Origin of the sequence: Nostoc punctiforme PCC 73102 (assembly GCF_000020025.1) — a bacterium.
Lineage (GTDB): Bacteria > Cyanobacteriota > Cyanobacteriia > Cyanobacteriales > Nostocaceae > Nostoc > Nostoc punctiforme.
In genome coordinates, this window is record NC_010631.1 from 344036 (window position 1) to 354564 (window position 10529).

23 protein-coding genes are annotated in these 10529 nt (G+C 41.5%); 17 read left to right on the top strand and 6 right to left on the bottom strand.

The annotated features are described in order from the left end of the window. Positions 1-2 precede the first annotated feature (2 nt). The 9 genes from NPUN_RS35105 to NPUN_RS35140 all read left to right on the top strand — a co-directional run bounded on the left by NPUN_RS35105 (position 3) and on the right by NPUN_RS35140 (position 3797). A complete protein-coding gene (locus tag NPUN_RS35105) occupies positions 3-569 on the top strand; it encodes a hypothetical protein (RefSeq protein ID WP_012413143.1) in 567 nt (188 codons plus the stop codon). A 22-nt stretch (positions 570-591) separates the two neighbouring features. Then, on the top strand, positions 592-750 hold the full coding sequence (locus NPUN_RS42380) for a hypothetical protein (RefSeq protein ID WP_167315720.1): 159 nt from the start codon (positions 592-594) through the stop codon (positions 748-750). Between the two features lie 100 nt (positions 751-850). Next, positions 851-1228: a hypothetical protein gene (locus tag NPUN_RS35110; RefSeq protein ID WP_148220491.1), complete on the top strand. Its 378-nt coding sequence runs from the start codon at positions 851-853 to the stop codon at positions 1226-1228. A gap of 8 nt (positions 1229-1236) precedes the next feature. Further along, positions 1237-1533 carry a hypothetical protein gene (locus NPUN_RS35115; protein WP_012413145.1) on the top strand — a complete coding sequence of 99 codons (297 nt, stop codon included), beginning with the start codon at positions 1237-1239 and terminating at the stop codon, positions 1531-1533. Continuing rightward, positions 1533-1898, top strand: coding sequence for a hypothetical protein (locus NPUN_RS35120; RefSeq protein WP_012413146.1), 366 nt, complete (start codon positions 1533-1535; stop codon positions 1896-1898). The genes NPUN_RS35115 and NPUN_RS35120 overlap by 1 nt, the downstream gene beginning before the upstream one ends. A gap of 222 nt (positions 1899-2120) precedes the next feature. Next, positions 2121-2372: a hypothetical protein gene (locus tag NPUN_RS35125; protein WP_012413147.1), complete on the top strand. Its 252-nt coding sequence runs from the start codon at positions 2121-2123 to the stop codon at positions 2370-2372. Then, complete coding sequence (locus NPUN_RS35130; protein WP_083782503.1) at positions 2347-2907, top strand: hypothetical protein; 561 nt, start codon at positions 2347-2349, stop codon at positions 2905-2907. The genes NPUN_RS35125 and NPUN_RS35130 overlap by 26 nt, the downstream gene beginning before the upstream one ends. A gap of 276 nt (positions 2908-3183) precedes the next feature. Continuing rightward, a complete protein-coding gene (locus NPUN_RS35135) occupies positions 3184-3447 on the top strand; it encodes a hypothetical protein (RefSeq protein ID WP_012413149.1) in 264 nt (87 codons plus the stop codon). After that, positions 3444-3797 (top strand): hypothetical protein, encoded by a 354-nt coding sequence (locus NPUN_RS35140; protein ID WP_012413150.1) that lies wholly within the window; start codon positions 3444-3446, stop codon positions 3795-3797. The genes NPUN_RS35135 and NPUN_RS35140 overlap by 4 nt, the downstream gene beginning before the upstream one ends. A gap of 46 nt (positions 3798-3843) precedes the next feature. On the opposite strand, the gene NPUN_RS35145 is transcribed toward NPUN_RS35140, so the two are convergent. Continuing rightward, positions 3844-4611: an Rpn family recombination-promoting nuclease/putative transposase gene (locus tag NPUN_RS35145; RefSeq protein WP_012413151.1), complete on the bottom strand. Its 768-nt coding sequence runs from the start codon at positions 4609-4611 to the stop codon at positions 3844-3846. Positions 4612-4811: 200 nt separating this feature from the next. Between NPUN_RS35145 and NPUN_RS35150 the strand changes: the two genes are divergently transcribed. From NPUN_RS35150 to NPUN_RS35180, 6 genes are all read left to right on the top strand, one after another. After that, positions 4812-5027, top strand: a complete 216-nt coding sequence (locus NPUN_RS35150) for a hypothetical protein (protein WP_041566593.1) — start codon at positions 4812-4814, stop codon at positions 5025-5027. 134 nt (positions 5028-5161) lie between these two features. Then, positions 5162-5356 (top strand): hypothetical protein, encoded by a 195-nt coding sequence (locus NPUN_RS35155; RefSeq protein ID WP_041566594.1) that lies wholly within the window; start codon positions 5162-5164, stop codon positions 5354-5356. A gap of 8 nt (positions 5357-5364) precedes the next feature. Next, entirely contained in the window at positions 5365-5565 is a 201-nt protein-coding gene (locus NPUN_RS35160) for a hypothetical protein (RefSeq protein WP_012413153.1), read from the top strand. After that, positions 5562-5906 carry a hypothetical protein gene (locus tag NPUN_RS35165; protein WP_012413154.1) on the top strand — a complete coding sequence of 115 codons (345 nt, stop codon included), beginning with the start codon at positions 5562-5564 and terminating at the stop codon, positions 5904-5906. Before NPUN_RS35160 ends, NPUN_RS35165 begins: the two co-directional genes overlap by 4 nt. A gap of 254 nt (positions 5907-6160) precedes the next feature. After that, complete coding sequence (locus NPUN_RS35175; protein WP_041566596.1) at positions 6161-6523, top strand: hypothetical protein; 363 nt, start codon at positions 6161-6163, stop codon at positions 6521-6523. 4 nt (positions 6524-6527) lie between these two features. Further along, the gene (locus NPUN_RS35180) at positions 6528-6803 is read left to right on the top strand and encodes a hypothetical protein (RefSeq protein WP_012413156.1); all 276 of its coding nucleotides are present in this window, start codon (positions 6528-6530) and stop codon (positions 6801-6803) included. A gap of 3 nt (positions 6804-6806) precedes the next feature. Here NPUN_RS35180 and NPUN_RS35185 read toward each other — a convergent pair whose 3' ends face one another. Beyond that, a complete protein-coding gene (locus tag NPUN_RS35185) occupies positions 6807-7085 on the bottom strand; it encodes a hypothetical protein (protein WP_012413157.1) in 279 nt (92 codons plus the stop codon). A 168-nt stretch (positions 7086-7253) separates the two neighbouring features. Here NPUN_RS35185 and NPUN_RS35190 point away from each other — a divergent pair, with 168 nt between their 5' ends. Next, the gene (locus tag NPUN_RS35190; RefSeq protein ID WP_012413158.1) at positions 7254-7469 is read left to right on the top strand and encodes a hypothetical protein; all 216 of its coding nucleotides are present in this window, start codon (positions 7254-7256) and stop codon (positions 7467-7469) included. 95 nt (positions 7470-7564) lie between these two features. Here the strand turns inward: NPUN_RS35190 and NPUN_RS35195 are convergent, their stop codons facing one another. Next, a complete protein-coding gene (locus tag NPUN_RS35195; RefSeq protein ID WP_012413159.1) occupies positions 7565-8038 on the bottom strand; it encodes a hypothetical protein in 474 nt (157 codons plus the stop codon). A 14-nt stretch (positions 8039-8052) separates the two neighbouring features. After that, positions 8053-8607: a hypothetical protein gene (locus tag NPUN_RS35200; protein WP_012413160.1), complete on the bottom strand. Its 555-nt coding sequence runs from the start codon at positions 8605-8607 to the stop codon at positions 8053-8055. 522 nt (positions 8608-9129) lie between these two features. Between NPUN_RS35200 and NPUN_RS35205 the strand changes: the two genes are divergently transcribed. Next, complete coding sequence (locus NPUN_RS35205) at positions 9130-9660, top strand: hypothetical protein (protein WP_012413161.1); 531 nt, start codon at positions 9130-9132, stop codon at positions 9658-9660. Between the two features lie 42 nt (positions 9661-9702). Here NPUN_RS35205 and NPUN_RS35210 read toward each other — a convergent pair whose 3' ends face one another. Together NPUN_RS35210 and NPUN_RS35215 are read right to left on the bottom strand one after the other, a co-directional pair. After that, complete coding sequence (locus NPUN_RS35210) at positions 9703-10167, bottom strand: MerR family transcriptional regulator (RefSeq protein WP_012413162.1); 465 nt, start codon at positions 10165-10167, stop codon at positions 9703-9705. Between the two features lie 47 nt (positions 10168-10214). After that, on the bottom strand, positions 10215-10457 hold the full coding sequence (locus tag NPUN_RS35215) for a hypothetical protein (RefSeq protein ID WP_012413163.1): 243 nt from the start codon (positions 10455-10457) through the stop codon (positions 10215-10217). Positions 10458-10529 lie beyond the last annotated feature (72 nt).

Below are 10529 nucleotides of genomic sequence, written 5' to 3' on the forward strand. Positions count from 1 at the left end.
TTATGCCTTATACAACACATACACAGCAAGCAATTCCTAGTTCTTCTCGTGACGAGCAAGCCCTAGCTCAAGCGGAACTCGACAGCCACCTCGAATCTCAAGCCCAAGCTATAGCTCCAACCCAAGATCCTCTCACCAGCAGAGATCGCCGCATCATTGGCGAGATTATCGAAGTTGAACCCGAATCAGTCCGCACTATCTGGATTGAAGGCGGAATCACCGTATGGGTGCAGCTAGTCAGTGGCGGACGGCTTCCCTTCGATCGCAACTGGTTCGCCAAAAGAGTTGCAGAGGTGAAAACGACCCTCCCAGAAACACCCCTGGAGCGCAACGAGCGATTAAGTGATGAATTGGAGGAAGCTTGCGCTGTTTTTGGTCTGTACCACGGTGAGATAGATTGGCTCAGTTTCAGCACCAAACTCTACAGAGACGGGCATTTGGTCGGCTTCGTCGGGTGTAATCACCAAGGTTGGTACGCACGACCAAGACAATACGGAGTAAATCGGGTTGCTGGCAATGCAAAAGATGTGATTGCATTGCTGGGAGTCCGAACGGCAGTAGCGGCGTAAGTGGCTGTTGTGAGAAAGGCGATTGCTTCCCCAAGACAAGAGCAATCGCCTCCAAAGCTCAATCGCTGCTTTAGAAATAACAATCATTACACAAAGTACAGCAAGTAACCTCTCACTTGAAGTAGGTAATTCTCAAGAGAGAATTCTCCTACCTGCTACAGATGCGAATGCAGAGGTGTAATAAATCCTGGTACTGGAAGTGAGAAAGGCGATTGCATACCAAGAGAAATGTAATCGCCACCCAAACGAAATTAGACAATCCAAATCATCACACACAGAATATGATTACCACACTTTCTCTTCAACATACGGAGTTAGAAGAGTCTCTTGACAAGATACTCCTGCCTCCAACCGACCCTAATGCAGAGGTACAAGAAATTCCTCCCTACAAACTCGTATACGTGAACGGAGCTTGCCCCAGAATTTATCGGGTGTACAAGGGTAATTCAATGATTGGAGTGATATTTCAATACATCACCCACTGGTCTAACGGAGTCGATTCTCTTCGATACGCCGAGTCGGTTGATGCAGCAGTTGGACTAGACCAATTTATGAAGGTGGCAAGGGTATCAAAAGCGACTATGGAACAACTAGCCAGGGAAGAGGAATTACTCGATAAAGAATTTGATGTGCTAAGTGAAAGATTGGTTGCAGCGTAAGGAAACGGGTGGGCAGGATAGACCCACCTGTGTGGCAAGGAGCAAACCTAAATTTTATCCAAATAGAACACCACAATTCATCGGATAAATCAATGGAACCGATAGAAATACTACAAGCATTCAACTCGTGCTACCAGAATATTCAGACGATTGCCCAAGATGAAAACTGGCTCTTGTTAATTGCTAACAAGAAGATTGACCCAGAAGCAGCAACACACTTGGGTGATGTTCTGCACTATTTGGATCAAGCGATGGGTTGTGTTGAAGAAATTGTCGAGGTCAAGTTCAATCAGGAGGCAGAATAATGCAACCAACAATCACCATTCCACACGGTTGGGAATACCCCCGCTTTACTTTAGGACAACGTATAGAACAAGGAATGATTATCGGCATGAAGTATTACCCAATCGATAGTCTTTTAGCTTATGAATACGATGAAGGCTGGCGTTATTTAGTCATGCCTGACATGAATTCCATTGAAGAGGAAAATCACTTAGAGAACGAGATTAAATTGCTCAAACCGCAGGAATTGAAAACACTTCTAGAAGCAGAGATTAAAAAGCGATTATATCAAATCGAAGTGCTGAAATACGAGTTAAAAACAATTCCTGGAATTGTTATAAAGAGTTCAGAAGTCAGAATTCAGGAGTCAGAATCAAGACGCTCTTAGATTCGCTACCAGTCTGGAATTCAGACCTATGACTGAATTGTTGCACCACTAAAACTTCAATTTGATGGGGATGCAAAAACGCCGACTATTCAGACGTTTTTTCGGTCACAATACCTTTCCTATATTCTGACTCCTGACTCCTGACTCCTGAATTCTGTTGATAAATAGCTAAGTCGAACACTATCCAGTATCAACGCAATCTTTAACAACAAAAACGCAACTATGGAAACCATCAAAATCAACAACAGTGTCTTTCTCATTCCACCCAGCCAACCGAAACTACAAGCGAATTGCGCTAAGGAATATGGTCAATTCTTACTCGATTGTCCTCCAAAACTCACAATTCTAGAAGCACAAGCTGGAGGATATCTCAAAGGTAACAAGGCTGATTTTGCGATGGCGTACCCGCCCGCCGTAGGCGATCGCAATCTCTCGTCCAGACCGTGCCTTGACCATCAACGAGAACTTTACTAACGAACCATTCACTGAACTGTGGGTGATTCCGGTAGCTGGCGGACTCAAAGACCAGTTCAAGGGGCCAGCCTCCATGCTGCTTTCTTTCCTGATCCACCGCCGCAGTAAAGACAATTTTGCTGGATTGTACAACCACTTCGCCCATCGTGCCTTTCAGCAGTGGTGTGAGGAAGGGATGCCCGGAGATCCCAAAGAGTTCTGTTATCAGGCGATCGCATCTGTCCTCAAGAACTACATATTCGCTGCTGAATTTCAAAAGGTCGAAGGTGCGCTTGGAACATATTGGTTTATTCAGTGGAGTTATCGCAATCCTCAATCCGATTTTGAGAAGGATGCGCTTGTTGCTGCCGAAATGATTCGTAGTGGTGCTGAATCCGGGGCAACACTCCATTGGGTGACGAATGATACTTACGAGCGTTGGGCATCAAACGCGATTGTTACTGCACCTGCATTATCGGCTGTTTCGGAAGCAGAAGCTAGGGCATCATTACAAGCTCAGAATCAAGCAGTTTTACCACAGGGTTTGAAGCGGTAATTAAGCATTATCAAACAGAATTCAGGAGCCAGGAGCCAGAATGGGCTAAACGCCCCGCTATCGTTAACAGAATTAAATTCTGAACTTCATAGTGGATGAATAAACGGCGTTTTTGTACCCCCACAAAACAAGAGAATTTGGTAGTGCAACAAAACAGTTGCGGGTCTGAATCCCCAATTTAATTGCATTCTGACTCCTGAATTCTGACTTCTAAATTCTTCTTCAAAAAGGCGATTCAGTCTTGAGTCGCCACTAGATAAATTAGCAGCAAAGTCAATGAAAATCGGTACTGTCTCAGTTAGTTATTCGAGAAAATTTAACTTGGGCAACTACGAATCAATCGAATTAGGTTGTTCTTTATGGGCGCAAGTGGAAGATGAAGAAGATGCTTCAGGCGTAGTTCAATTCCTGTACCATCAAGCTAAATCAGCAGTCAAAGAGGCTGCAATGCCCGTGATTAAAGCGAACGAATTCCAGATTAGTAAAGCTAAATCTCAAAAGAAAGTGACAAATGATGATGGGACTGTGGAGGATTTATGAAACAACTAACAGGTTTTATTCCCATTGCTGCATTACCTGAATCTACTGCTGCTTCTGCTAAAAAACAGCTAATAGAAACAATTGAATGGCTCGACAAAGAGGGTGCTGCTACTGAAACCAACCTCAAACTCTTGACTGCAATTGTCGAGTCTATCCTTTGTTCTGAAGAATTATACACCAGATTTTTACAATGTGGCTTTGATGCAGCTATTGAGTTTTTCGATACCAATTCTCAGAACTGGGAGTTTGAAGAGTCAACGTCATCACCTTATAATCCCAGGAATTGGGATGAGTACAAGCAGCTACAAAAGCTACCACCATCACTGACTAACAAAGAAAATGGATCTTGAAATACAGCCCTAGTTGACCTGATCTAGTACAGGGATCGTATCAAAATTATTCTTGGTTCTTAGATTCGCCCTGATGTAATTGTTGTACCACTTCTACTGATAAGCCAGTAGACCGAGCTATTACATCAACACTGATACCCTCAGCTAATAAGTTGATAGCAATTTTACGGGCTTTTTCATCACTACCTTCTGTCTTGATTGATTGATAAACCACTGACTCCTGCATAATGTCTTTCCTGAATAAACGTCCAATGACTTCTTGTTCTAATACTAACCCAGCCAGAATTGCACAAGCGGCAGCAATATTACTTTGTGTCCGCCGTTCAGGAATTTTGTCAATAGTTTCGGCTGCAAGTTCTAATGTACCAACCTTGTCATTAGTTGCACTCAAAACCGCAAAAGGCAGTAATCCTGGTGCTGTCAAAAATACCTCTGGCGGTTGCTCCCATAAGCGAATCACTGAAAATTCATGTCGCAAACTTTCAGTAGTGAACGTGGTTTGATACACCTTCTCTGATTCAGTTTTGGCTAAGTAAATCACCACTTGGTGCATTCGTTTATTAGGAAAACGGCGATACACCCTCAAACGATAATCAGCCATTCTAAAAGGCATATCGTCATCGGGTTTAGTTTGAAATTCAATATGAAGAACAACTTCATCTGATTGCAGCAATATTAAGGCATCAGCACGAATCGGTTCTAAAGACAATTCTGTAGGACTTAATTTGGTTAAAGTAATCGGTTCTCCTAATAGCCAAGTAGCAAAATCAGGAGAATACATCTCAGCGATAAATTTGCAGGTGTTATCAAACATAAACCAAGTTTATCAAATAATAAGCCAATTTTAGTATTACGACTCTCAAAATAAGTGAACGCACAGTCACTTGGGAAATATGCCGCATTGTTTGAGTGAGTTCATGGGTTGTGCCGAACCGCTAGTTGATCCAGATTAAATCAACAAACCTATATCACAGAACTGTACACAGTGAATTACAAACTAGAGGAAATAAACAGATGAATCTTTGGTCAAGAATAGATTTAATTGCATTAACAAACGAACGCTTTTTAAGAGAGTATTACGATTTTATTTCTGATTACGATGACGGATGGATGATTAAGTTCTTCTATCTGATTAAAGTAAATGTTGCTCTCTGGTTTGGATGGGAGTCACAGCCGGAATATGACGGTTGGCATTGGGGACTGGGGTATTTTGAAGAAGAATACCGATAAGACTGGAATGCCCCAATAGGAGCTTGTGATTGGCAAGAAATCTGTACTCCCGTCAGTTTTCTCAAATGGCAATATGGTATCGGTGAAAACTCGAATTACTAATCGATAATCGGCTATTCAGCCAAGGATTAAAAATGGCTAACCTTCCACCAATTAATTCAGTTGTCAAAGTCATCAAAACAGTTGTAGAAAAAGACACCAGGTTAGGGCAAACAGGTACAGTAATCCAGTATTCAGGACACGGCATGGTTTGTATTCATTTCTCAGATATGCCGCCTGGTGAAGGAATTTTTTTCAATCCACATCATTTACAAATCATAGAGTCATAGTCAAGATTATGCCGAGAAAATCCACTTACCCCAGCACTAGCGACCAATCACACCAATGCTTACAATACCTTCAACGCTGTGGAGGTAGCACACGGTTGTGCAGTATTAACTTCAGTCTGGGGGTGATTCAAACATTGGTAAATCAAAAGTTGGTAAAGATTAAAAATACTGGTGCGGGATTTTTTGTTGAATTGGAGGATGCTAAATGAAAACACAGAAAGCGGCTTATCAATCATCTTTGCCTTCAAACACTCGTAATAAATTAGTTTTTCGTCGGACTCGAAAAAGATTCAACCCCAGGATTTTTATTGAGCGCACCATAGAAACAACTGCAATTATCTCTCTGCTCTTGACTGGATTTTCGGGAGTTGGAGCAATGGGGTGCTGGGGAATGGAGATTATAGAGACGAATGCTGACTCCAACATTATCATCTCTGGTTGGGAGCAGCAAAAAAATATCTGCCTGGGTGCAATACTGGTCAGTTTTTCCGCTTTCTTAGGGAGTTCTTTAGCCGGAGCAAGCCTCAGCATTCAACGAGATAAATTTTAGGTAAGTTAAAGGCAATGGAAGAGTACAAAACCAAACATGGCGGCTACAAAATCGAGACAACTGAGTTATCAGATGGTGCTGTGGATGTTCATGTTGGGAAGCAGGGCTTTTTTTAAACAACTTGGGCATCACCTTCAACTCAAACTTTTGACAATCATACACAAGCTGTTAGTCATGCCAAAAATGCTATTGATAACGGCGAAATCGATTCTGTTTTTATTAGTTGAAATGCACGAACCACCGAAAAGGAAAAGATGAACACAAAGCAATTGATTCTTAAATCTGCCATTACCACTTTCGCACTTTCGACTGTTTTAAGCGGCACTGTATTTTTCTTGCAAACAAAAGCAAATCAGCCCAATCTAGACGCTAGACTGGCTTTCTGTTTCAGCATGATGGGAACTGGATTGACCATGTTTATTGGTAGTCGGATTGAGGCAGCGCAATTTGAAGAATCATTAAAACCCAGACCTGTACCTCCTCCGTGTCGAGGTTGCAGGCATTTCCACGGGGTTATCTACAATGGTGTGTTTCTCAATTGCACTGTTCATCCCAAAGGCTGCTTCGGTGACAAATGCCCCGATTGGCAAACATTTAAAAAATCTTTAGAGGAGTAAGAAAATGACATTAACTCTAGATAATCGCTCTCAAAAAAAAGAATCGTCCTTAACACGAGCATTACGGCAGATACAACAGCTAAACTCCAAGATTCAGGAGTTGGAGCAGCAGCATCAAGATTATGTGCATCAGCAACAGAATTTAATTCCAGCTATCGCTGAGATTTGTATTTCTCCAATGCAGGAAATACAGGCGCTGCGGATTCTCATATATCGGGGAGAGGAGGAGTGTCGGCGGTACTTGCGCTCGGTGGTGGTAAAGCGAAGGAAGATTTTGTAGAGATCAGGCACTCAATGATTCCGGTTCTGTACGTGATATTTCCAAAACCCGACGTAACCAATATGAAGTTTCAAGAGAAGCAGATTGCTTTTTTTGGGCATCAGACCAGATGCCGTCCCAATCAAACAGCCAATTAGTCAGCAAACGAACTAAGTCAACTAACTCACAGGCTCGGTCAATGTCATCTGCTTTTAGCATGTCGGGTACAGTCCACTCAATAAAGTACCGACTTTCTTTTACCAGAGTCAGTATCAATTCCTGCGACGAGCCTTGAGTCCACAAAACTGAATTTGCTCAAGGTGTACAGCTAGATGATGCAAACGGATAGGCACATCATCTTGTATAAAAATTTGTTGTTTCGGTGTCAATTCGATTATAAATTACCCAGTGGCGAGATTACCTAATAGCAAATTCAAATCATAACCTCTATCAAGCAAAGGCATTCTAATTATGAAACCTAATCAAGTACAAGTAATTACTGTAAGTCTCACTGGCACATTAGCGGCCATATCTATCGGGTATTTAGGAGTGCAATTTTTTGGCAAGAATGCAATGTACATGATTGCGACAGGAATGTTAGGGCTGGGTACTGGGGGAGCTATTGGTCAGATTTTAGTAGAGAAAAGGCAGCAGCGAGTAGTACAAACACAGTTAAAACAACAATAGGAGCAATCGTATGGAAACTTCAAAAGTTGTTATATCATCTTGTACAAAACTTTGTTGTTTAGAAACAAAATCATCCATTTTTTTGAAAATATAAATTATGCTGAGATTTTTTCGCCAACAGCTTGATGTATAATCTGTTTCTTTAACGAATCTGCTGCAACTGCTGCAATAGTTTCCCAATCTTCTTGTTTTAATAACAATCCAAGCAGTTCCCGTAGTATTTCTCGATTAGAAATGAATTCTTCACCATAAAGCTCATCATTTTCCAGAATAGCAAGTATGTATTCTCTTACCTCTGGTGTCGGCAGTCTAAACTTTTCAAGTATTCTCTCTTTTGCTGTTTTTACAGCAATTTTCGTAGCTGTACCTAAATTCCAATTATTTAGCAGCAATCGCACTTCTCTATTTAGAGAAATACGCAACGTTGTGAAGCGTCCCCAAAGTTCTAGATTGCCCATTAAGGAACCAAATGCTGACCCCCAATCTAATCCAGCCCCAATGTTGCCACCAATTTTATCCTCAGCTTCAACACTTTTTCTTAAAGATTCTTCATCAAATAATTGGCTCATTTAGCTTTACTACCTCATACAGGAGAACGAAAAACTCCATACTCAAAGTAAACTAGATCGTCGTAATCTTCATCCTCTCCGACATCAATCATGCCTTGGTTATCATAAAATTCTTCTACTCCCGGTAGTGAGTGTAACCCTACTCTTCCCTCATAACCTAGCTCTAAACTGCGAGTTCTGGCAAACGCTAAGAATGCAGTCCCAACACCTTTCAATTTTGGCGGACGTTGGATATATGCCCGATTCCAGGGTGCGGTAGCGATACCGTCAATATATACCAAGCGTTTACCCTCTACCAGTCGAGAACCGTGCATTTGGGTTTCAATCAGCATTAATCCTTGAGTTTCATCTTCGTATTCAATCGCAAAGCCTTCACGGTTTGCTTGTCTATTAATAATAAACTCAAGTTTAAACTCCCAATCCCAAAATTTATCTGATTGCCCGTGCAATTTTAATTGTTCTTTCCACTTGTTGGCATAATCATCGACGTGCTTTTGCCATAGCTCCACTAAATCTGCTTCCACAATCGTGTTATCTTGACCGCGAATTAGTTTTACCAAAGGAAGCATTACACCAAAATTACCCATGAACTAATTGTATCAATACCATCAATCAGCAGCATAACCGTCTATCTAGCGCAAAAAGAACAATGGCTCTCGATCCCACTTCAGAAAAAAGCCCCAAAAACAGGGCTTTTTTTTCATCCCTCTTTTTTTTCGTCAACCCTGCCACTTCCTTTGTGACACCCATCTTGTATAGCTTTGAGTGCTTTCAAGTGACACCAAGTTCATAAATTAACCCTGCCGCTTTTTGTGACATTCCTTTAATAGCAAGGGTTCTAGAGTTTTACCCCATCTTGCCGCTTTCTGTGACATCTATACACAGCAAGGCTTTTCAATGTCACGGCAGACTTCGCCGGTTTATTGTGCCGCTTTATGACACTATCGGATAAAAAAAAGTAACTGTTTAGGGGATTTGAAATGCGTGAAAAGTATGTATATTGCTATCACCACCGAAGCGAGAGCGGTTACGCCATTGCTAAACTCTTGGTAATTTTTCATCGTGTCTCTATTTTGATATGGTATTAATTAATGCTCATCTGTGCTAATACCCAAATTCCTTTTCCCCGTTCCTTGGTTTATGCTACCTATCGGGACAAACTACTTGAGCTAGTTGCCTATATGCCAAACGTGCGTGACATCGAAGTTAAATCACGTAATGAAGTAGGTAGTAATATTTATACTGTTAACGAGTGGCATGGTGGTAGCGAAATTCCAGCAGCAGCAAGAGTTATCCTCTCTGAAGATATGCTCTCGTGGACAGAATATAATACGTGGGATCAGGCTTTGCTTACAGTTGAATGGCGTATTGAAACTCACGCTTTTACAAAAGCAGTCAAGTGTTCTGGCAAAAATTGCTTTCTGTTAGATGGCAATACGACAATAATTGAAAGCCGTGGTGAACTAGCGATTGACCCAAAACAAATTAACGGAGTACCATTCTTTCTCACAAGTACAATTGCTAATGTAGTTGAAGATTTTTTAGGAAAAAATATACAACCTAACCTACTAGCAATGAGTGCGGGAGTGCGCCAGTATCTAGAGCAAAATGCCAGAGATTGAAAGTCAGCATATCAATTAGTAGAGTGTTGAGCCAGAAGCTAACTACTGTGCCTTTGCTGTACTTGCCAATTCTAGCCATCGGCTCAATTCTTTTTGGTTGATGATACGTAACTTAGAGAAAGGAATACGGCGTTTAGATGCCCAACGGTATAGGGTTCGCAAAGTCACTTTGTAGCCTGTTTGCTCATAAAGATAGTCCGGTAATTCTCGCCCTAAGAGTGGAAATTCCGGGTTTTCTAAATCAATACCAAATTTGGCAAGTCGTTCTTTCTCTTTCATCAGTAACAATGAAACGTCAGACAACGAATACTTTTTGAAAGGGTTTTGACGTTTCAGGTAAAATAATCCTAGTAAATAGCACCATTCTTTGAGTTTAACTTCTCGCTTGTAAGGCTGAACGCCACATATTCGCAGACAGTTACGCCAAGTTCTTTGGGAAATATTCTTACCTAAAACGTGTTCGCAAGCTGTTTTTACCCAAGTAAGGTTGTACATATTTTGATACATATTTCCTCCAATAATTTAATGCCCAGGGAAAACCTGGGCGCTCAAGCTTAATCTTCTACAGGTTCAGTTTCGTCTCCCAGCTTTCCACGAAGACGTTTGTTAATCATTCTTTTGTTACTGCGTTCGACATAAGCGCCAAAACCGTTTTCCCAAAATACACGGTGCAATTCTGACAATTTCCAACCTTCAAAGTCGGCTAATTCCTCAGCCTCTTCAAATAGTGCTGTTGGCACGTAGAGTTCAATCCGGGTCATTCCCTGTGCTTTCGTTCTAGGCATTGTTGCATCCATACTTAATCACCCAAATTATCAACTGATATTGGTTATGGGACAAGAAGCCGACAAATTCAAGAATATTGTTGG